Source organism: Allobosea massiliensis, assembly GCF_042655245.1.
GTDB lineage: Bacteria > Pseudomonadota > Alphaproteobacteria > Rhizobiales > Beijerinckiaceae > Allobosea > Allobosea massiliensis.
In genome coordinates this window covers 22,937-43,548 of record NZ_JBHSLU010000060.1, presented here as the reverse complement: position 1 = coordinate 43,548, position 20,612 = coordinate 22,937, and the positions used below count along the sequence as shown (strand labels likewise).

General features: G+C 68.2%; 22 protein-coding genes. 6 read left to right on the top strand and 16 right to left on the bottom strand.

The features are described from left to right. Window positions 1-12: 12 nt before the first annotated feature. The 3 genes from lepA to ACFPN9_RS17395 are packed head-to-tail and all read left to right on the top strand — an operon-like array spanning window position 13 to window position 2,327. Window positions 13-1,818 carry a translation elongation factor 4 gene (lepA, locus tag ACFPN9_RS17405; RefSeq protein WP_066716225.1) on the top strand — a complete coding sequence of 602 codons (1,806 nt, stop codon included), beginning with the start codon at window positions 13-15 and terminating at the stop codon, window positions 1,816-1,818. Between the two features lie 3 nt (window positions 1,819-1,821). Continuing rightward, window positions 1,822-2,073 carry a hypothetical protein gene (locus tag ACFPN9_RS17400; protein ID WP_067992880.1) on the top strand — a complete coding sequence of 84 codons (252 nt, stop codon included), beginning with the start codon at window positions 1,822-1,824 and terminating at the stop codon, window positions 2,071-2,073. 14 nt (window positions 2,074-2,087) lie between these two features. Further along, window positions 2,088-2,327 carry a DUF2283 domain-containing protein gene (locus tag ACFPN9_RS17395; RefSeq protein ID WP_067992877.1) on the top strand — a complete coding sequence of 80 codons (240 nt, stop codon included), beginning with the start codon at window positions 2,088-2,090 and terminating at the stop codon, window positions 2,325-2,327. A 173-nt stretch (window positions 2,328-2,500) separates the two neighbouring features. Here ACFPN9_RS17395 and ggt read toward each other — a convergent pair whose 3' ends face one another. Continuing rightward, window positions 2,501-4,063, bottom strand: coding sequence for a gamma-glutamyltransferase (ggt, locus tag ACFPN9_RS17390; RefSeq protein ID WP_067993100.1), 1,563 nt, complete (start codon window positions 4,061-4,063; stop codon window positions 2,501-2,503). Window positions 4,064-4,309: 246 nt separating this feature from the next. On the opposite strand from ggt, the gene ACFPN9_RS17385 reads away from it, so the two are divergent. Beyond that, window positions 4,310-5,236: an NAD(P)H-dependent flavin oxidoreductase gene (locus ACFPN9_RS17385; protein ID WP_066716224.1), complete on the top strand. Its 927-nt coding sequence runs from the start codon at window positions 4,310-4,312 to the stop codon at window positions 5,234-5,236. Window positions 5,237-5,375: 139 nt separating this feature from the next. Here ACFPN9_RS17385 and ACFPN9_RS17380 read toward each other — a convergent pair whose 3' ends face one another. The 15 genes from ACFPN9_RS17380 to ACFPN9_RS17310 form a co-directional block, all read right to left on the bottom strand. Continuing rightward, entirely contained in the window at window positions 5,376-5,831 is a 456-nt protein-coding gene (locus ACFPN9_RS17380; protein WP_066716307.1) for a hypothetical protein, read from the bottom strand. Between the two features lie 111 nt (window positions 5,832-5,942). Then, window positions 5,943-7,193 (bottom strand): NAD(P)/FAD-dependent oxidoreductase, encoded by a 1,251-nt coding sequence (locus ACFPN9_RS17375; protein WP_377817314.1) that lies wholly within the window; start codon window positions 7,191-7,193, stop codon window positions 5,943-5,945. Window positions 7,194-7,337: 144 nt separating this feature from the next. Further along, entirely contained in the window at window positions 7,338-8,054 is a 717-nt protein-coding gene (locus tag ACFPN9_RS17370) for a cytochrome c biogenesis CcdA family protein (RefSeq protein ID WP_377817313.1), read from the bottom strand. Window positions 8,055-8,066: 12 nt separating this feature from the next. Next, on the bottom strand, window positions 8,067-8,462 hold the full coding sequence (locus ACFPN9_RS17365) for a thioredoxin family protein (RefSeq protein ID WP_377817312.1): 396 nt from the start codon (window positions 8,460-8,462) through the stop codon (window positions 8,067-8,069). A gap of 116 nt (window positions 8,463-8,578) precedes the next feature. Continuing rightward, complete coding sequence (locus ACFPN9_RS17360) at window positions 8,579-9,685, bottom strand: amino acid ABC transporter permease (protein WP_066716302.1); 1,107 nt, start codon at window positions 9,683-9,685, stop codon at window positions 8,579-8,581. A 19-nt stretch (window positions 9,686-9,704) separates the two neighbouring features. Further along, the gene (locus ACFPN9_RS17355; RefSeq protein ID WP_377817311.1) at window positions 9,705-10,877 is read right to left on the bottom strand and encodes an amino acid ABC transporter permease; all 1,173 of its coding nucleotides are present in this window, start codon (window positions 10,875-10,877) and stop codon (window positions 9,705-9,707) included. Window positions 10,878-10,967: 90 nt separating this feature from the next. Then, window positions 10,968-11,990, bottom strand: a complete 1,023-nt coding sequence (locus ACFPN9_RS17350) for an amino acid ABC transporter substrate-binding protein (RefSeq protein ID WP_156446402.1) — start codon at window positions 11,988-11,990, stop codon at window positions 10,968-10,970. Window positions 11,991-12,228: 238 nt separating this feature from the next. Further along, on the bottom strand, window positions 12,229-12,939 hold the full coding sequence (locus ACFPN9_RS17345) for an SDR family NAD(P)-dependent oxidoreductase (RefSeq protein ID WP_066716217.1): 711 nt from the start codon (window positions 12,937-12,939) through the stop codon (window positions 12,229-12,231). Between the two features lie 24 nt (window positions 12,940-12,963). Then, entirely contained in the window at window positions 12,964-13,170 is a 207-nt protein-coding gene (locus ACFPN9_RS17340; protein WP_377817310.1) for a hypothetical protein, read from the bottom strand. Then, the gene (locus tag ACFPN9_RS17335; protein WP_377817309.1) at window positions 13,167-13,958 is read right to left on the bottom strand and encodes a hypothetical protein; all 792 of its coding nucleotides are present in this window, start codon (window positions 13,956-13,958) and stop codon (window positions 13,167-13,169) included. The genes ACFPN9_RS17340 and ACFPN9_RS17335 overlap by 4 nt, the downstream gene beginning before the upstream one ends. Beyond that, window positions 13,955-15,010 (bottom strand): Rieske 2Fe-2S domain-containing protein, encoded by a 1,056-nt coding sequence (locus ACFPN9_RS17330; RefSeq protein ID WP_377817308.1) that lies wholly within the window; start codon window positions 15,008-15,010, stop codon window positions 13,955-13,957. The genes ACFPN9_RS17335 and ACFPN9_RS17330 overlap by 4 nt, the downstream gene beginning before the upstream one ends. Further along, window positions 15,007-15,387: a hypothetical protein gene (locus tag ACFPN9_RS17325; protein ID WP_377817307.1), complete on the bottom strand. Its 381-nt coding sequence runs from the start codon at window positions 15,385-15,387 to the stop codon at window positions 15,007-15,009. The genes ACFPN9_RS17330 and ACFPN9_RS17325 overlap by 4 nt, the downstream gene beginning before the upstream one ends. Window positions 15,388-15,394: 7 nt before the next feature. Beyond that, the gene (locus ACFPN9_RS17320; RefSeq protein ID WP_377817306.1) at window positions 15,395-16,564 is read right to left on the bottom strand and encodes a patatin-like phospholipase family protein; all 1,170 of its coding nucleotides are present in this window, start codon (window positions 16,562-16,564) and stop codon (window positions 15,395-15,397) included. Window positions 16,565-16,627: 63 nt separating this feature from the next. After that, entirely contained in the window at window positions 16,628-17,260 is a 633-nt protein-coding gene (locus ACFPN9_RS17315; protein WP_377817305.1) for a hypothetical protein, read from the bottom strand. Between the two features lie 40 nt (window positions 17,261-17,300). Continuing rightward, window positions 17,301-18,617, bottom strand: coding sequence for a tetratricopeptide repeat protein (locus ACFPN9_RS17310; RefSeq protein WP_377817304.1), 1,317 nt, complete (start codon window positions 18,615-18,617; stop codon window positions 17,301-17,303). A gap of 254 nt (window positions 18,618-18,871) precedes the next feature. Here ACFPN9_RS17310 and ACFPN9_RS17305 point away from each other — a divergent pair, with 254 nt between their 5' ends. Both ACFPN9_RS17305 and ACFPN9_RS17300 read left to right on the top strand, forming a co-directional pair. Then, window positions 18,872-19,753, top strand: coding sequence for an AraC family transcriptional regulator (locus ACFPN9_RS17305; protein ID WP_377817303.1), 882 nt, complete (start codon window positions 18,872-18,874; stop codon window positions 19,751-19,753). Window positions 19,754-19,784: 31 nt separating this feature from the next. Continuing rightward, a complete protein-coding gene (locus tag ACFPN9_RS17300; RefSeq protein ID WP_067253854.1) occupies window positions 19,785-20,519 on the top strand; it encodes a proteasome-type protease in 735 nt (244 codons plus the stop codon). Window positions 20,520-20,612: the final 93 nt, after the last annotated feature.

Here is a 20,612-nt window from a genome sequence, read left to right as displayed (position 1 = left end):
TATGGCCCGCGCATGAGCACCCGCACCTTCGACAACATCCGCAACTTCTCGATCGTGGCGCATATCGACCACGGCAAGTCGACGCTCGCCGACCGTCTGATCCAGCAGACCGGCACGGTCGCGGCCCGCGACATGAGCGAGCAGATCCTCGACTCGATGGATATCGAGAAGGAGCGCGGCATCACCATCAAGGCGCAGACCGTCCGGCTGGATTACAAGGCCAAGGACGGCAAGGACTATGTCCTCAACCTGATGGACACGCCCGGCCATGTCGACTTCGCCTATGAGGTCTCGCGCTCGCTGGCGGCCTGCGAAGGTTCGCTGCTGGTCGTCGACGCCTCCCAGGGCGTCGAGGCGCAGACGCTGGCCAATGTCTACCAGGCGCTCGACGCCAACCACGAGATCGTCACGGTCCTCAACAAGATCGACCTGCCGGCGGCCGATCCGGAGCGCATCAAGCAGCAGATCGAGGACGTGATCGGCCTCGACGCCTCGGAAGCGGTGCCGATCTCCGCCAAGACCGGGCTCAACATCGAGGGCGTGCTGGAGGCGATCGTCGCCAAGCTGCCGGCCCCCAAGGGCGATGCGGATGCGCCGCTCAAGGCCATGCTCGTCGATTCCTGGTATGACGCCTATCTCGGCGTGGTCGTGCTGGTGCGTATCATCGATGGCGTGCTGAAGAAGAACATGACCATCCGCATGATGCGCGCCAACGCCGCCTATGGCGTCGACCGCGTCGGCGTGTTCAAGCCCAAGATGCAGGAGGTCAAGGAACTCGGCCCGGGCGAGGTCGGCTTCTTCACCGCCTCGATCAAGGAGGTGGCGGACACCGCCGTCGGCGACACCATCACCGACGACCGCAAGCCGATCGCGGAGCCGCTGCCGGGCTTCAAGCCGGTTCAGCCGGTGGTGTTCTGCGGCATCTTCCCGGTCGACGCCGCCGATTTCGAACTGCTGCGCGGCGCCATGGCGAAGCTGCGGCTGAACGATGCCAGCTTCTCCTACGAGATGGAGACCTCGGCCGCGCTCGGCTTCGGCTTCCGTTGCGGCTTCCTCGGCCTGCTGCATCTGGAGATCATCCAGGAGCGGCTCGAGCGCGAGTTCAACCTCAACCTGATCTCGACCGCGCCGTCGGTCGTCTACCATCTGCGGCTGCGCGACGGCACGACGCTGGAGCTCCACAACCCGGCCGACATGCCGGATGTGATGAAGATCGAGGCGATCGAGGAGCCCTGGATCCGCGCCACCATCTTCACGCCGGACGAGTATCTCGGCTCCGTGCTCAAGCTCTGCCAGGACCGTCGCGGCCTGCAGATCGATCTCGGCTATGTCGGCGCCCGCGCCAAGGTGGTCTACGACCTGCCGCTCAACGAGGTGGTGTTCGACTTCTACGACCGGCTGAAGTCGATCTCGAAGGGCTACGCCTCCTTCGATTACGCTATCACCGACTATCGCGAGGGCGACCTCGTGCGCATGTCGATCCTGGTCAATGCCGAGCCGGTCGATGCGCTCTCCATGCTCGTCCACCGCACCCGTGCCGACGCCCGCGGCCGCGCCATGTGCGAGAAGCTGAAGGACCTGATCCCGCCGCACATGTTCCAGATCCCCGTCCAGGCGGCGATCGGCGGCAAGATCATCGCGCGCGAGACCATCCGCGCCCTGCGCAAGGACGTCACCGCCAAGTGCTATGGCGGCGACGCCACCCGCAAGCGCAAGCTCCTGGAGAAGCAGAAGGAAGGCAAGAAGAAGATGCGGCAGTTCGGCAAGGTCGAAATCCCGCAGGAAGCCTTCATCGCCGCGCTCAAGATGGACAGCTGAGCCGTGGAGGTCGCGATCCTGCCGCATGCGCTGGAGCGTGCGGAACTGAGGGGCGCGACGGCTGAAGAGATCATCGAGACGGTTCGGCAGGGCGAGCAGGCTCCTGCCAAATTGGGAAGAACGATCTTTACGCTCAACCATCCGGGCCGCTGGATGTGGCGAGAGCGCAGTTATGATACAAAGCAGCTTGAGGTGATCGCCGTCTTCGAGGACGGGGCTTGGCTGGCCATCACTGTGATCGTGAAGTTCTTCTGAGGGGTCGGACCGCGATGCAACTCACCTATGACGCGACACACAACATTGCCTATCTGCGCTTCGCCGAGGCTGCTGGGGATGTCGAGACGGTGCGCGTCAGCGAGGATGTGCTGATCGATCTCAACCCCGATGGCTCGGTCTGCGGCATCGAATTGCTGGATGCCGGTAAGCAGCTCGCCGGCGCAGGTGGGGCCTCTCTTCTGGTCGAAGCCGGCGGCCGCACTGTCACTCTGCCGCTGGTCGCAGCGGAATAACGCTACAGGCTCGTCAACGCGTCATCCCGGACAAGCTGCAAAGCAGCGCAGTCCGGCATCCATCATGGAGCGCCGGAGCCCTACGATGGATCCCGGCGCTCCGCTTCGCTACGGCCGGGATGACTCGTCGTGGTTCCGAGGCGCTTTGCTCAATCAGAGCGCCTCGAAAAGCCTCACCACCCCAGCGCGCAGCCATCCTTGCGGTGGTCGGATCCGGCCGAGAGCGCGCCGGTGACGGGATCGATCGCGATCGCCTGACCGCCGCCGATCGCCGCGCCCGGCGCCGTGAAGACGAAGCCGCGCCGCTCGAGCTCGGCGCGCACGGCGGCCGGCACGGTCTTTTCCGCCTCGATCGCGGTCTGGCCCGGGCGCGGGAAGATGCGCGGCAGCGAGATCGCGCTCTGCAGGTCCAGTCCGTAGTCCAGCAGCTTGCTGATCAGATGGGCGTGCCCCATCGCCTGGTAGTGGCCGCCCATCACGCCGAAGGACAGGCAGACCTTGCCGTCGCGCAGCATCATCCCGGGGATGATCGTGTGCAGCGGGCGCTTGCGCGGCGCGATCGCGTTGGGGTGGCCGGGCTTGAGCACGAAGCCCTGGCCGCGGTTCTGCAGCAGCACGCCGCTCTTCGGCGCGACCAGCGCCGCGCCGAAGGGGTGGAACACCGAGTTGATGAAGCTCACCGCCATCCCGTCGCCGTCGACGACGCTGATATAGACCGTGTCGGCATGCTCCACCTCGGTGGGCGCGAAGCTCGGCAGTTCCTTGATCGCCTGCTTCAGGTCGATCTGGCTGCGCAGCTGCGCCGCCAACTCCTCTGACAGCAGCCAGTCCGGCGGCACATCGCTCTGGCTCGGATCGGCCAGCACGGCGTCGCGCACGGAATAGGCAAGCCTGGCCGCCTCGATCTCGATATGCAGCCGGTCGGCGGAGAGCGGGTCGTCGCCCGGCTCGAAGCCCGAGAGGATGTTGAGGATCATCAGCGCGATCACGCCCTGGCCGGCGGGCGGGCACTCGAACACGTCATGGCCGCGGAAGCGGGTCCTGATCGGCGTGACATAGCCGCCGTTGGCGTCGCGGAAATCCTCGAGCGTATGCAGGCCGCCGAGTTCGCGCAGCCGGTCGACCATGTCCTGAGCGATCGCGCCCTCGTAGAAGGCCGAGGCGCCCTTGTCGGCGATGGCCTGCAGTGTCGCCGCGAGCTCGCGCTGGTGATGGATTTCGCCGGCCAGCGGCGCCCGGCCCTCGGGCAGGAAGACGCGCGCCGTCGGCTCGTCCTTCGCCATCAGCGCGGCCTGCCCGGCCCAGTCGGCGGCGGCGCGCGGCGCCACCACATAGCCGTCCCGCGCCAGATCGATCGCGGGCTTCAGCAGCTGAGCCAGCGGCAGGCGGCCATGGTCCTTGACCAGCGTCGCCCAGGCCTCGACGGCTCCGGGGATCGTCACCGCATGGGGGGACTGGCGCGGAATCTCGCTGAAGCCGTGCTCCCGATACCAGTCGAGTGTCGCGGCCGCCGGCGCCCGGCCCGAGCCGTCATAGGCGAGGACCTGGTCGCTGCCGCCCTTCGCCATCAGCACGAAGCAATCGCCGCCGATTCCGGTCGAGCCCGGCTCGACCACGCATTGCACGGCACAGGCCGCCACGGCGGCGTCGATCGCATTGCCGCCGGCCTGCAGGATGTTGATCGCGGTGAGCGTCGCGGTCGGGTGGGAGGTCGCGGCCATGCCGCGCCGGCCCATCACCACCGAACGGCCGGGGAGTTCGAAATCGCGCTGGTTCGGCTGGCTCACGTCGTCGTCTCCCGAGGCTCGGCCGGGTTATGCCGGCTCTCTAGACCGCACTCGCCCAGCCGGGCGGATTTGGCAAGCGCCACCGGCGCGCTGCGGCCCTGCAATGGGTTCCACACGGGCCGGCGCGCTGATACGACCGGGAGATCGCGAAGAGATTCCGGCCGTCAGGAATCCGAAGCTGGGGAGACCGCCACCGTGCCGCTACCGACCACGCTCGCCGGGCGCCTGCGCCTGCCCGCCATCGCCTCGCCGATGTTCCTCGTCTCGGGCCCCGATCTCGTGGTCGAGACCTGCAAGGCCGGCATTCTCGGCACCTTCCCGGCGCTGAACCAGCGCACGAGCGAGGGCTACGAGGCTTGGCTGAGCGAGATCGAGGGGCGTCTGGCGGATGTGCCCGATGCCGCGCCTTATGGCGTCAACCTGATCGTCCACCGCTCCAATCCGCGGCTGGAGGCGGACCTGGCGATCACGGCGAAGCACAAGGTGCCGCTCGTCATCACCTCGCTCGGCGCGGTGCCCGATCTAGTCAAGGCCGTGCATGGCTATGGCGGGCTCGTCTTCCATGACGTCATCAGCCTGCGTCATGCCCAGAAGGCGGCCGAGGCCGGCGTCGACGGCATCATCGCGGTCGCGGCCGGCGCCGGCGGCCATGCCGGCACGATGAGCCCCTTCGCGCTGGTCTCCGAGATCCGGCGTTTCTTTGCGGGCACGATCGTGCTGGCGGGCGCGATCTCGAACGGCGCACAGATCGCCGCCGCCCAGCTCATGGGCGCCGACCTCGCCTATCTGGGCACCCGCTTCATCGCGACGACCGAGAGCGTGGCGGACCCCGAATACAAGGCGATGCTGCTGCGCAGCCAGGCCGCCGACATCCTCTACACGCCGGCGATCAGCGGCGTGAACGCCAACTTCATGCGCGAGAGCATCCAGGCCGCGGGGCTCGATCCCGACAACCTCACCGGCCATGGCAAGCTCGACCTCGGCAACGAGGCCAAGGTCTGGAAGACGATCTGGTCGGCCGGCCAGGGCGTGGGTGCGATCGAGGACGTGCCGACGACGGCCGAACTCGGCGCGCGTCTGCTGGCCGAGTATCGTCAGGCGCGGGCCTCGCTCTCGGGCTGAGCACAAGGGCGCCCGTCATCCTGGGCTTCGCGCATGCGAAGACCGGGATCCATCATCGAACACTGTCCTGCCCTGTGATGGATCCCGGCCTGCGCCGCTACGCGGCTTGTCCAGGATGACGATGCGGGGGGCTGTGCGATCAGCCCTTCAGCTTGGCGTTGCACTGGCTCCAGTAGCCGCCGCCCTTGGCGATCCATTTCAGCTCGCCATTGGCATTGGTCGCCTTGTTGGCGTTGTACTGGTCGGCGCAGGTCTTCAGCCGTGCCTTGCCGGCCGTGAGGTCGTTGTACTTGGTCGCCACCGCCTTCGGGAACACCGCGGGCTTGGCCTTGGCCGTGCTGGCCGGCTTGGCCGGCGTTGCAGCAGGCGCGGCGGGCTCGGAGACGGCGGCCGCAGCCTCGTTCTCGTCGGCGTCGTCGTCGGCGCATTGGGCCTTGCGGAAATCGTTCCACTTCTGGCCCTTGAGCGTGTTGGCCTTCTTGGCCTCCTGATACTTGGCGGAGCATTCCTTCATCGTCAGCGCCGCCGCCGGGGTCACCGGCAGGGCCGTCAGCGCAGCCAGCGCCGCACCGGCAAGGATCGCATTCCTCAGCATGGTCGTCTCCATCGCAGGGGCGCATCGTACCCCTGCGGCATGGCACTCCCATTCCGCACGGCTGGCAAGCGGCATTTTCAAGGCGCAGCGGGCGCCCGCCGGCTTGGGAGATCAGGCCAGCGAACGCAGATCGAATGCGGGGTCCGCAGCCTGCTCCGGCGTCGGCGAGAGCCCGGCTGCGATCAGCCGGCGTCCCATCATGTGGTCGGCCGGGCGGTTGATGCTCTCGATCGCGACGAGCCGCGGCCCGTCATAGCGGAAGAGCGAGAAGCGCCCCTCGGCCGGCGAGCCGCGCACCACGGAAGGGCCCCCCGGCACGCCGAGCCCGACCATCTGCAGCTTGACGTCGTACTGGTCGGACCAGAACCAGGGCACGGCCGCATGGGGCTCCACCCGCCCCGCGATGGTGGCGCCGACGATGCGCCCCTGATCATTGGCGTTCTGCACCGAACTCAGCCGCAGGCGTCGCCTCGCATGCACATTCGGGTGGCTGGTGCAGTCCCCCGCCGCGAAGATCAGCGGGTCGGAGGTCCGTCCATATTCGTCGACCGCGATCCCGTCCTCCATCGCGAGCCCCGCAGCCGCAGCCATCTCGACATTCGGCACGGCCCCGACCGCTGCCAGCACGAGGTCGCAGGGAAGGCGCGAACCGTCGGCGCAGAGCACCGCCGTAACCTTGCCGCCCTCGCCCTCGATGCGTGCGACGCGCGTGTCGAGCCGGATCGCGACGCCCTGCCGCTCATGCACGCCCTGCATGTAGGCGGAGATCTCCGGGGCGACGGCATGGCCGATCAGCCGCGGCCCGGCCTCGATCACCGTGACCTGCTTGCCGAGCGTGACCGCGGCGGAGGCGACCTCGAGCCCGATGAAGCCGCCGCCAATGATCACGATCGCCTGCGCCGCTGCGAGCCGCGCATTGAGTGCCTGCGCATCGTCGAGCGAGCGCAGGGCGAGGACGCCGTCGAGCGTCGCGCCCTCGCAACGCAAGGCCGCCGCCCGTGCCCCGGTCGCGAGCGCGAGCTGCCCGTAGCCGAGCACCGAGCCGTCCGCGAAATGCACCTGGCGGGCTTCGCGGTCGAGCGTGACCGCATGGCGGCGCGGCAGGAAGGCGATACCGGCCTCGGCAAAGAAGGAGGCCGCCTTCAACGGCAAATGGGCCCCCGCCTTGCCGAGCAGGAAACCCTTCGACAGGGGCGGGCGCTGATAGGGCAGTTCGGCCTCGTCGCCCGCCAAGGCGATGGTGCCGGCAAAGCCGGCCTCGCGTGCGGCTGCGGCGATGGCGAGCCCCGCATAGGAGGCGCCGATCACGAGAAGGTCGAAGGCGTCGGCGGTCGGCGGAATCGGGGAAGAGCTGGTCGGCATCGGGCGAGCGTCCAATCGCGAGCGCCCGAAGGGATATCCGGGGCGCACCACGCCCGAAGGCGCGCCCCGTATCTAGGCGAGAGCGCCGCCGCCGCCTATTCGAAAAGCGAGGGCGTCGGTTGCGGCCGCTGCAGCGATTGGGGGTCAGAACGAGGTCGTCAGCCGCGTCAGCCATTCCGGCGAGGCGGCGACGAGGGCTGCTTCGAGCGTCTTGTCCCACCCGCTCAGGATCAGGATGCCGACGGCGACGAGGAAGCCGCCCAGCGCCGTCTTGAAGCCCTGACCGGCCGACATCATGCGGTTGCGCAGGCTCATCAGCCGGGATCGCGACAGCATGCCGAGCGCGATCAGCGGCAGCCCGGCGCCCACGCCGAAGGCGAGCATGGTCAGCGCGACGGCGCCGAGATTCTCGCCCTGCGCGGCAAGGACCGAAGCCGCGCCCAGCGTCGGCCCGACGCAGGGGCTCCAGACCGCGCCGAGCAGGAGCCCGACGCCGAACTGGCCGCGCAGGCCGTTCGGCGAGAAGCCGCCGAAGCGCTGCTCGGTCCAGTTGCTGAGCGGGCCGCCCGCCGCCGCCACCCGTGCATGCAGCACGGGCAGCATCAGCACGAGGCCGAGCAGGACGAGCATGACCGCAGCCGCCATCCGGAAGACCCCGGTGTCGAGGCCGATGGCGAAGCCGATCGTCGCCACGAATAGCCCGATTGCGGTGAAGGACAGTGCCAGCCCCGCCGCCAGAGCGACCGGCCCGTAGCGATGCTCCGAGACCGCCGTACCGAGCACGATCGGCAGCAGCGGCAGGACACAGGGCGACAGGATCGACAGGATCCCTGCGATCAGGGCGAAACCGGCGCTGGCCATGACGCGTCAGCCTCAGATCGCGCGGGCGAGCAGGGCTTCGATCGAAGCCTTGTTGGTGTCTCCGACCGAGCGCCCCATCTCCGCGCCGCCCTTGAAGACGATCAGCGTGCTCTGCTGCTGGGCCTTGAAGCCGCGCAGCGCGTCCTTCTGGCTGTCGAAATCGACATTGAAGACGACGAGGTTCTTGAAGCGCGGCTGCTTGGTCAGCTCCGACAGGATCGGCGCCTGCGCCTTGCAGGTCGGGCACCAGGGCGCCGAGACATCGATCAGCACGGGCTTGCCGGCCTTCATGGCGGCGTCGAAAGCGGCTTGCGAGAAGGCGGTCTTGTCGAGGGCGAGCGCCGGCAGGGCCGAGAGCGTAAAGGCCGCGGCGGCGAGGGCGGCGAGAGCGTGGCGACGGTCGAGCATGGGAACCTCTGCAGGGTGACGGGGCCGGCGCAAAAGCCCGGCATCAGCCCATTCGCAGGGTGGTTGCTGTCCGTTACGTCATCACGCCGAGTTGATGATCGCCCGTCGCGTCGGCCTCATCCGCCAGCCGCGCTGCGATCGTGGTCTGTTTTGAGGCGTTGCTCGAGGAAGCGGCTGTAGGAGCCCATCGCATAGCTGAACACGGCATAGACCAGCGCCGCGAAGACATAGCCCTCGATCACCGCGATGCCCTGCCAGTTCGGATCGCGCAGCGAGGCGCGCACCGTGTCGAGGAAGTCGAGCAGGCCGATGATGGTGACCAGCGTGGTGTCCTGGAAGAAGCCGATGAAGATGTTGACCAGCGGCGGGATCACGATCTTGAGCGCCTGCGGCAGGATGATCTTGCGCATGGCCAGCCAATAGCCGAGCCCGAGCGCCGCCGCCGCCTCGTGCTGGCCCTTCGGCACGGCCTGCAGCCCGCCGCGCACCGTCTCGGCGATATAGGCGCCGGCGAAGATGATGATCGCGACCTGCGCCCGCAGCAGTTTGTCGACCGTCAGCCCGTCCGGCATGAACAGCGGCAGCATCACCGAGGCCATGAACAGGATCGAGACCAGCGGCACGCCGCGGACGACCTCGATGAAGATGATCGCGATGACCTGGATCGCGGGAAGCTTGGAACTGCGCGCCAGCGCCAGCACCACGCCGAGCGGGAAGCCCAGCGCCAGCCCGACGAAGGAGAGCATGAAGGAGAGCGGCAGCCCGCCCCAGTTCGTCGTGGTCACGACCGGCAGCCCGAAGACGCCGCCATACATCAGGACGCCGCAGATCAGCGGCACCGCGATCCAGAGCCAGACTAGCCCGCGCCCCCAGAAGCGCGGCATCATCGAGATGATGATCGCACACAAGAAGAGCCCGAGCGCCAGCGCCGGGCGCCAATGCTCGTCGTAGGGGTAGAAGCCGAAGATCATGAAGCGCAGCTTCGCGGCCAGGAAGGGCCAGCACGCGCCCGTGCCGCCCTTGCAGGCCTCCGGCCCGCCCTCCATCACCGCGCGGGTCACCAGCCAGCCCCAGGCGGCGGTGGCGAGCCGCACCATCAGCCACAGGCAGACCAGCGTGATCAGCGCGTTCAGCGGCGTGCCGAAATAGCGCTTCAGCGGGGCGGAGAGGCCGCGCTGCCGCGGGGCGGGCAGGGTCTCGCGTGCGGTGTTGAGCGCGTCCATCTCCGCGGCGGTGGCCATCTCAGCGCTCCACCAGCGCGACGCGCGCATTGTACCAGTTCATGAACAGGGAGATCGTGATCGACATGCCGAGATAGACGAGCATGAAGATGGCGATGCCCTCGATCGCCTGGCCGGTCTGGTTCATCGTCGTGTTCGAGACCATGACGAGGTCGGGATAGCCGATCGCGATCGCCAGCGACGAGTTCTTGAAGGTTGAGAGATAGGAGCTCGTCAGCGGCGGCACGATCACGCGCAGCGCCTGCGGCAGCACCACGAGCCGCATCGTCTGCCCGTCGCGCAGCCCGACCGAGCGTGACGCCTCCCATTGTCCGCGCCCGACGGAGAGGATGCCGGCGCGCACGATCTCGGCGATGCCGGCCGAAGCCGAGAGGCCGAGCCCGACCAGCAGCGCGGTGAATTCCGGCGTGACCTGCAGCCCGCCGGTGATGCGGAAGCGGCCCTTTTCCGGCCAGTTCACGACGAGGTCCGGCTGCAGCAGGATCGCCGCCAGCAAGGGCGGGATCAGCAAGGCGGCCAGGACGAGAGGCCAGGACCGCCGCTCGATGCCGGTCGCGACCCGGCGCCGGCGCAGCCGCCCGGCCACGACGAAGGCGAGGACGACACCTGCGAGGGCCGCCAGCAACACGCCGCTATGGGCAGGCGACCAGCGCAGCGAGGGCACGATCAGCCCGCCATTGCTGACGAAGACCTCAGGGATCGGCTGCCAGGCTTCGCGCACCGGCGGAAACACGGTGACGATCAGCGCGTACCAGAGGAAGAGGTAGAGCAGCAGCGGGACGTTGCGCAGCGCCTCGACATAGAGCTTCGCCAGCAGCGACAGCATCGGGTTGCGCGAGAGCCGCGCGATGCCGACGACGAGTCCGAGAACGGTCGAGAGCAGCACCGCGAAGATCGAGACGAAAACCGTGTTGAGAATGCCGACCAGCAGCGCCCGCGCGTAGCTGTTGCTGGAATCATAGGCGATGAAGGACTGGCTGATGACGAAGCCGGCCGGCCGGTCGAGATAGGCGAAGCCGGTGGCGATGTTCTGCTCCGCCAGTTTCCGCGAGACGTTGCCGAAGAGATAGAGCCCGACGCCGACGACCAGCACCACCGCCACGACCTGATAGAGCACGGCCCGCACGCGCAGGTCGTTGAGCAGGCGCAGCGGATTTGAGGAGGTGGCGGCCATGGCGGATTCCGGGCGACGGGCAAGGCGGGCGGCGCCGTCGCGCCGCCCGCGGGGTCCGGGTCTCGGCCCCTGTTCAGGGGCCGGCGTCGCTCAACGGAACGGCGGGGAGTAGAGCAGGCCGCCCTTGGTCCAGAGCTGGTTGGGCCCGCGCGTCAGGCCGAGACGCGTCGATTCGCCGAGGTTGCGCTCGAAGAATTCCCCGTAATTTCCATTCTGCTTGATGATGTTGTAGGCCCATTTGTTGTCGAGGTTCAGCATCTTGCCGAGATCGCCGCTGACGCCCAGCATGCGCTGCACCTCGGGCTCCTTGCTCTGGAGCTTCTCGTCCACATTGGCCTGGGTGATGCCGTACTCCTCCGCCGCGATCAGCGTGTAGACGGACCAGGAGACGATGTCCTTCCAGTTGCTGTCGTTCTGGCGCACCACCGGCGCCAGCGGCTCCTTGGAGATCGTCTCGGGCAGGATCACGAACTGCTTAGGATCATTGGCGACGGCGCGGACCGAGGCGAGGTCGGAACGGTCGGAGGTGATGACGTCGCAGCGGCCCGAGAAGAAGGCGTTGCGCCACTCGTTGTTGTCCTCGAAGACGACGGATTCGTATTTGATGCCGCGCGGCTTGAAGAAGTCCTCGAGGTTCTGCAGCGTCGTCGTGCCGGGCAGCAGGCAGATCGCCGCCTGGGAGAGCTCGCTGGCGCTCTTCACGCCGAGCTTGGCGTTCACCATCAGGCCCTGGCCGTCATAGAAGACCACCGGCCCGAAATCGAGGCCGAGCGAATTGTCGCGCGAGAAGGTCATCGTGGTCTGGCGCGAGAGCACGTCGATCTCGCCGGACTGCAGCGCCTGGAAGCGGATATTCGTGTTCAGCGGCACGAACTCGACCTTGTCCGGCGCGCCGAACACCGCAGACGAGATCGCCCGGCAGACGTCGGAATCGAAGCCCTTCCGCACACCCTTGTCGTCGGCGAAGGAATAGCCCGCCGAACTCGGCGAGACGCCGCACAGCACCTTGCCGCGCTTCTTCACCGTGTCGAGCGTGGCCTGCGCGGAAGCGGGGCTGGCCGCCACGGCGGCGACCGCCGCCAGGAAGCCGAGCGTCGCGATTTTGCTGATCATGCGGGTCATCATCCGTCTCCTCCATCGCACCCTTTCGTCCGGTGCGTTGCAGGCAGCGTAGTTCCACTTGGAACCAGCTTCAAGCGGGCTCGGCTCAGGTCGGGCGAGGGAGGGGGAGAGGCGCGAAGGCGCGCATCGGGAGACTAGACCGGTATGCGGCCTCACGTCCATGCCCCTTTTGACGACGGCTGTGGCACCCCTCCACACGCAGCCCGCGCCGCGCCGACGGAAGAAGGCGTCAGAGCCTCCCCGTCACCGGGATGAAGGCGCCGGTGATGCCGCTGGCGTCCTCCGCCAGCAGAAAGCGGATCGCATCCGCGATCTCGCGCGGGCGGACCCAGGCTTCGTGGTCGGCATCCGGCATGGCAGCGCGGTTCTGGGGGGTGTCGATGATCGAGGGCAGGATCGCATTGACCCGAATGCCGTCGGTCTTCAATTCGTCGGCAAAACTTTCGATCAGACGGTGCACCGCGCTCTTCGCTCCCGCATAGGCCGACAGCCCCGCCGGCGCCTTGATCGCGGCCCCCGCGCCGATGGCGACGAGGCTGCCCCGCCCGACCGCTCGCATCGGCGGCAGTGCCGCACGGAAGATGTTCAGCGTGGTCAGCACGTTGAGCCGGTACATCTGCTCCCATAGTTCGGGGCCGCCTTCGGCCGCCGCCGCGGAGGCAAAACCGCCGACCGTATGGGCGATGCCGTCGATCCTGCCATAGCGCGCGAGCGAGGCCCGGATCGCACCGTCGCAGGCGGCGGCGTCGAACAGGTCGAGATCGGGCAGCACGAGATGCCGCTCACGTCCGCCGAAGGGCGCCAGCAGCTCCTCGATGGCGGCCGCCTGCCGGTCGATCGCGACGATTCGATGCCCGCCGCTGGCGAGCGTCGCCAGCAGAGCGCGCCCGACATTGCCGGCCGCGCCCGTGACCATCACGATGGGGGAGCTGTCTGTCATCGTCGCGATCCAGTGCTTCTCGGGTCAGGGATGGGGGTGAAGGCGTGTCAGCAGCCGCGTCAGCAGCATGTCGAACAGGCCGAGCGCGATGACGGTCACGCCGAGGCGGAGGACGAGATGCAGTTCGCCGAGGCCGATCATCGCAGCCAGAGGCGCCGAGGTCATGAAGACCACGCCGGCGAGCGCGCAGGCGATGAAGGTGGCGGCCCAGCCCAGCAGCTGCGCGCTCATGGCTGCCTCGCCGGCTCAGGGGCAAGGCGCAGGACGAGTACATTGCCGATCCGCTCGACCTCGCCCTGCAGCGTCACCGGGATCCCGACGCGGCCGAGCAGCGCCGTCGGTATCGGCCCGCCATCGGCGCCAGCCAGCATCAGGAACGAGCTGCCGGCGACGGGGTCCACAGTGGCGAACACGGCCGGCACCTCGCCCGTCAGGCAGAGATTGGCGCAGGCCTTGTGCGACAACCCGGCGCCGGGGCGCATGGCTCCCGCATAGCATTTCCCGTCGCAGATCTCCCCGGCGACGCGCCAGCGACCGAGAGCCTCCTGCATCACGGGTCGAAGCTCCGGCGAAGCGGGCAGCAGAGTGGCTCCCTCGACAACCAGCATCTCGAGGCTGCCGCGCCGCAACACGCTGCCGCGCAGCTCCATCGGCCCGGCGGCTGCCGGTAGCGCAGGGCCGTTCTTGCCGTCGCCCGCGAGCAGCATCACCCGGCCCCGCGGGAAGGCCGCACTCGGCGGCAGATGCAGCAGCGGATAGCCGAGGCGCGCGACATGGCCGCGCAGAACCTGCGTCGCTCCCCACTCCTCGGGGCGCACCGGCCCGCCGGCTGCGTCGCGCTCCCCGAGCCGCAGCAGCCCCCCGGCGGGATCGTCCGCAGAACGGCTGAGCCCATAGCCACCGAGCCCCATCGCCGCGAGGCAGAGGATCGCCACAACGACCAGAAACCGTCCGAGGCGCGGGCCTGTCCGCCCGCTCCAGCCGACGAAGAACTCGTCCGGCTCGACCCGCCCGCTCATCGCAAGGCCTCCGGGATCGCAACAAGCTCGACGGCCGTGCCGAGCGGGTTCGGACGGGTGTCGAGCAGGATCGTCTCCCCCTCCAGACGCAGCCGGTAGGTCGCGACGCGTTCCGTGAAGGGTGCCGGCGCGCAGCCGTCGCGCAGCCGGTACTCATAGCCGTGCCAGGGGCAGATCACGCAGCCGTCGCGCAGCCTCCCCTCGCCGAGCGGACCGTTCTGATGGGCGCAGAGATGGCTGATCGCCGCCAGGCTGTCGTTCTCCCGGAAGATCGCGACGGAGGAGCCGTCCGCGAGCGGGACGACGAGCCCGCGCCCGGAGGGAACCTCGCGGATCAGGCCGGCGGTGACCCAGCCCTCTGCCTGGAACGCAGCCGGCCGGTCGCGCCGGCGTTCCCGCCAGGCCGCGGCGAGATGCAGCGCGATGAGCGCGCCCGCGCTTCCGCAGACGAGCATCGGCAGGCCCGGATTGCGCGCATCCTGCAGGGCCCCGAAGCCGACATGCAGCACGACCAGCCCATAGGCGCCATAGACGCTCATATGGATCGCCTTCCACACGGGAGGACCCAGGAAGGAGAGCCAGAAATCATGGCTGGTCGCCGCCAGTACGAGCAGGATCAACAGGGCGAGCACGCCGAAGGGGATGAAGGGCAGGCCGCGGAGTTCGCCCGAGGCCACATCGGTTGCAAACAGCGCGACCCAGGGCGAGAGCGGGCTGTAGGCGAAATACCAATCGAACACCGCCATGGCATGGCTGGCCGCAACCGCGCAGGTGATCACGCCGAAATGGCGGCGGTTGTAGAGGAGCGGCAGGAAGCGCTCGTCGAGCCGCGCCAGCGGCCCGATCATCAGCACGAGCGTCAGCAGCAGGAAGCCGCAGCTGCCATAGGCCTTGATCGCCAGGGACTGGGCATCGAGCAGGGTGCTGGCCGGCCGGGCGGCGGGCGCGAAGCGAAGGAAGGCGACGAGATAGAGCGCGACAGCCGCCAGCAGCACGGCGTCATAGATGATCTTACTGCGTGTCCAGCCGACCGGCCGATAGGCGACGCTCATTCTTCCGCCTCATCGGTGTCGGCATCGATCCGCAGCGAGGCAGGTGCGGGCAGATCATGCTGGCGAAGAGCCACAGCCGTGCCGAGGACGAGCGGAAGAAGGCCGGCGAGGATGAGCCAGAGCACCGCATGGGCGCGCTTGTGCCGTCGACGCAGCGAGGGCGGGCGTCCGGTCTGCGTCGCAGCATCCAGCCAGCGCCAGACGACCAGCGGCCAGAGCAGGACCAGCCCCGGCAGCAGCAGCGGCCGAAAGCCATAAGCGCCGCGCGCTGCGGGATCGATCCGGTCGAGGCCAAACAGGAGGAAGGCGAGGGCGACGCCGAGCCCCGCCAGCAGCCAGGCCTGGCCGAGCGTAACGATGAGCGCGGCCTCTCCCATCGGGTGCTCAGCCCGCTTCCGCGGCAGCGGGGCGGCTGCGGGCCAGCAGGCTCGTCTGGGCCGGGGCATTGGTCGCCCAGGCGCCATCGAACAGGCGGGCGCCGAGTTCCTCCGGCATCGGCTCCAGCCAGGGACTGCCGGACAGGGCGCTCTGCGCATCCTGTATCCCTTGGGCCCAGCGCGCCTCCATCGTGCCAGCGCTGAATTCGTAGTCTTTCGACGGGCCCTGCGCTTCGACAGGCCGATAGCTCAACCGCACGATGTCCATCCGGGTCACGCAGCCGAAGTCGTAGAGGAACTGCGCCTCCTTGGTGCGGCGCAGATCTTCGGGCAGGCGCTCGATCAGGCTGTTGATGTTGTGGCGGACGTCGTGGATGACGCGGGCCATGTCCGTCGCGGCGCGCGTGCGGCTCGAATAGCGGATGTCCTTCTCGCGCTCCATCGCGCTGTCCAGATCGTCGGGGAGCTGGCCCTCGGCGTTGAAGACATCGACCTGGAAAGTGAGCCGGCTGCGCCGCGGCACGTAATCGAGGACGTATTGCAGCGGCGTGTTGGAGACCAGCCCGCCATCCCAGTAATGCTCGCCCTCGATCTCGACGGGAGGGAAGCCTGGCGGCAGCGCTGCGCTCGCCATGATGTGCTCCGGTCCGATCCGCATTTCGCGGCTGTCGAAATAGGCGAAGTCGCCCGTCCTGACATTGGCGGCACCGACGCTGAAGCGCGTCTCGCGGGCATTCAGCCGGTCGAAATCGATGAAGGCTTCCAGCGTGCTGCGCAGAGCGGCGGTATCGTAGTAGCTCACCGGCGAAGAGAACCAATCCGTCAGCGGGCGCGGCGCGAAGAAACCGGACTGGCCGAACAGCAGGGCGCTCGTCGCATGCCAGCGCCGGTTCATCGCCTGCGAGAAGGGCAGGAAGGGGAAGCTCGTCACCGGTGCGGTGACGCGCTCCCAGAATCCGCGCAGCCTTGCCACCCGCTCCGCAGGCGCGTTGCCGGCGATGATCGCGCCGTTGATGGCGCCGATCGAGATGCCGGCCACCCAGTCCGGATGGTACCCGGCCTCCGCCAGCGCCTCATAGACCCCTGCCTGATAGCTGCCGAGCGCACCGCCGCCCTGCAGGACGAGCCCGATCTTCTTGTCGAAATCCGCAGGCTTGGCTCGGATCGGCGCGCTCATGACGATGCGTTCCTTCTCTCTCGCAAAGGGGCCGCTGCTGGCGGCGGTGGCGCTTCGGGGCGGTCAGGACCGGGCGTTGCCTTCGAGCCGCTCGAACAGCCACACCGCGATGGCGCCGTAGATCACATGGCCGACGAAGCTCATGTAGGAGAGCTCGCCCCCTTCCCCGAGCAGGTAGAAGGAGAGGCCGCCGATCGGCGCCATCAGGCCGAGCGCGTTGAACCAGGTGAAATTGCCCCAGGTGATGGCGTCCGCGATCAGCGGGCTGCGGTTGATCGCCCGCGTCGCGATCAGGCCGACCGCGGCGGTCCAGAAGATGAAATGGATCGGAGCGAAGGTTCCCGCCGCGATCAGCCCGGCGACGCCGGCGCTGAAGGTCACGAGGACGATGGCGTCGAGCACCAGCGGCCAGCGCGGCACGAAGCGCGACACGATGAAATAGAAGACCGGATAGCCGACGATGCCGACGCCGTAATGCAGCGCCTCGCGGATCAGGTAGGGGACCGACAGGCCGAGCCGATGCTGCGCGATCGCGTCGATAAGCCCGGCCGGCTCGAGCGGATAGCCCAGCACCGCCTTGGTCAGCACCCGCGCCCAGATCTCCCAGACCAACAGGCCGGCAAGGCCGCCCGCGAAGAGATGGACCATGGTCCGGTTGCTGATGGTCGCGGGTCTCGCATCGGCCGTCATCGTCATCGTCGTTCTCCCCATCGGATCCGGCTGGATCGGCTGGCCTTCAATTCGAGCGCGCGAGCCACTCGGTTACGGGGCGGTCGTCGGCCTTGTGCCGCCGCCTCACGGCCAGCACCTGCCGCAAGCCGACAGCGTCCCCTGCCTCCTGCGCCATCCGCGCGAGGGCCTGGAGGAAGACGTCGCGCTGGGCATGGCTGCCACCGAGCCGGTGCAGCCGGCGCGCCAGGAAACCGACCGGCGCCTGAAGTCCGGCCCCGCGTTCGGCCTGCACCAAGGCGGAGGCGAGCTCGGCGCCGACATTGCGGGAGACATTCGCCTGGTCTGTGGTGGAGCGGCCGGATTCATGAATGAAATCAGCGAGATCGGCCGCCTCGTCCAATCGGCCGGCGCCGATCAGCGCGAGCAGGAAATGCAGCTGTCCGAAAACCAGGGTCGTGTTGCGGGCATGCCTCTCGGCGACCTCTGAAAGTGCAGCCCAGCGGGTCTCTCCCGGATCGATGCCGGCCTGGCGCAGGCGCCACAACATCGAAGCGGCATTGGCGAAGTCGCGGAAATCCCCGTCGAGATCGCCGGCGACCTCGCGATCATAGATGTCGAGCACGGATTCGTGATCGCCGCGGCCGAGCGCGAACAGGGCGAGATGCCAGGAAAAGTGGCGTGACAGGTTGTTGCAGCGGGTCCAGACGCCGCGATGCGCCTCCAGCCAGCCGCTTCCCTCGGCGACCTGGTTCCGCGTTTCGAAGACATGGGCGACCGCATGCAGCCCCCATGCATCGTCGGGCGCGATCTCCAGTGCCGCGCGCCCGACGCGCTCCGCCTCGTTCAGCCGGCCGATCTCCTCCAGTCCGAAGGCGTGGCAGCCCAGCAGGTAGCCATAGCCGGCATTCGAGCGCTCGCATTCGCTGCTGAGCCGCGCCGTCAGACTGACCATGCCGTCGACATCGCCGGTCATGAAGCGCAGCGCATGGGAGAGCTTGGCCGCGAGAAACGCGTTGGGCTCGCGATAGAGGAAATCGTCTAGGACATCGGCCGCCGCCCGCAGCCGCCCTGCCACGGCGTTGTCCAGCGCATTCACCAGAGCCCGCTCGAAGGCTGTCGCTCCATCGTTCCGGTCGATCGAGAGACGCGCCCGTTGCAGCCGCGTTGCGGCTTCGTCCAGGGAAGCCCTGCCCGCGAGCAGGACGCCCGCCATGCCAGAGAGCGCATGCGCTGCCGTCAGCGTCGGCGCGACCTGCAGCGCGTCCTCGAGATGGGCACAGGCATGGGGCCGGTGGCTGGCGAGGGCGTGCACTGCGTTTGCAAAGGCGGCCGTTGCGGCGGGCTGCGCGACGGCATGTTCGGAGCCGAAGGCGTCGATCATGACGGCGCTCCGCCGGAAAACCCCATGAGGCGGTACACGCTTGCGGGATCAGACATCACATCCGCGCCTTTCGCTCGCTGGAAGCCGCTTTTGCACTTGCGAGAGGCTAGCCGAGCGCAAACCATCTTGCGACGACGCGACGGCGCGATCTTGCGGCGAAGGCGGCTGGAGGCCTCGCAAGACCACGTCCCGCAGCGCGATCTCCGCTTTGTGCGGTGCAGCGCATTCGTCATGCTGAGGTGAAAGGAGGACTGATGACCATGCATGCCATCGCCAGCCTTGGCCGGCCGAGACGCTCCTTCGCGGAGTTCTATCGTTCCTCGGCCTATTCGCAGTTTCCGCAGGAGCACCGGACCCATTTCTGGAGCCAGTTCCATGGCTTCGTCGTCGACCAGCAGCCGCACGACTTCACCGACATCGCCAGCACGGACTGGGTTCTCGGCCTGCCGCTGAAGGCCGCCTGCCCCACGCGTTTCGATTACGGCGACGGCTGGCGCCAGAGACCGCGCAGCCGCGGCGACTTCCTGCTCGTGCCGCCCGGTACCGAGGTGCGCTACGAGATCGCCGGACCGACACGCCTCCTCGTTCTCACCTGGAGCGGCGGACTCCTGACCGATCTCGACGACGAGCTCTTCGCCGACGAGGAGGCGGCGCTGCGGCCCTTGATCGGCCATTACTTCAAGAACAACGGTCTCGAGGCGGCCTGCCGGTCGTTGTGGATGGAACTCGCCCGCACCGACGACGCCTCGCGGCTCTTTCTCGACAGCGCCGTGACTCATCTCGCGGGCAGCCTGCTGCGCTGTGCCGCCCGCCACCGCGAGCGCTCGACCTATCGGCGCATCGAGATCCGCCGGGTCCTGGCCTATATCGAGGACAACCTCGGCAAGGACCTGTCCCTGACCGAGCTCTCCGGCATCGCCGGACTGAGCCTGTTTCACTTCGCGCGGGAGTTCCAGGCTCAGGTCGGCGTCTCGCCCTATCGCTACATCCAGCAGCGGCGCACGGGGCAGGCCCTGCGTCTGATCGAGGCGAAGCAACTCCCGATCGAGGAGATCGCCCGGCGCTGCGGCTTCGCCAGCCTGCGCAGCATGCGGGCGCAGATCCGGCGTCACGCCGGCGCGCGCACCATGTCATAACCGGGCTGTCGCAGCAGGGGGGACCGCGATCATGACCTATTGCCTCGGCATCTGGCTGCCGACGGGCCTCGTACTGGCCTCCGATTCCCGGACCAGCGCGGGCGTCGATCAGATCTCGACCGTCAAGAAGCTCGCGCTCTTCGAGAAGCCGGGCGAACGCGTCGTCGCCATCCTGTCGGCCGGCAATCTCGCCACGACCCAGGCGGTGATCAGCATGATCCGCCAGAATGCCGGCGGCGGTGGCGCGGTCGGACCCGAGGGCGACATTCTCGCCGCCCGCAGCCTGTTCGACGTGGCGCAGATCGTCGGCAGCGTGCTGCGCGAGGTGATGCGGCTCAACCGCAGCTTCGTCGAACCCTATGGCGATCCCAGCGCGAGTTTCCTCGTCGGCGGCCAGATCGCCGAGGACGGCCATCGCCTGTTCCAGGTCTATTCGGCCGGGAATTTCGTGGAGGCCTCGAGCCGCAACCCCTTCCTGCAGCTCGGCGAGACCAAATACGGCAAGCCGATCCTCGACCGCGCCCTGACGATGCGCAGCGGGCTCGACGAGGCAGCCAAGCTCGCTCTTCTTTCCTTCGATGCCACCATCCGCAGCAACCTCTCGGTCGCGCCGCCGATCGACCTGCTGCGCTACGAGGCCGGTAGCCTGAAGGCGGCGCAACTCGCCAAATTCACCGCCCAGCATCCCTACTGGGCGGATCTGCGCGAACGCTACAGCACAGGCCTGAGCCAGCTCGTCGAAAGCCTGCCCGAACCGCGCTTCTGAGCGCGGCTGCCCTGGTCGCTGGCCCGGCGGCGCGTTCTTGCTGCGAAATCGCGCTGGCACCCCGCAACGGCCCGTTCCCTGGCCAATCCGCCC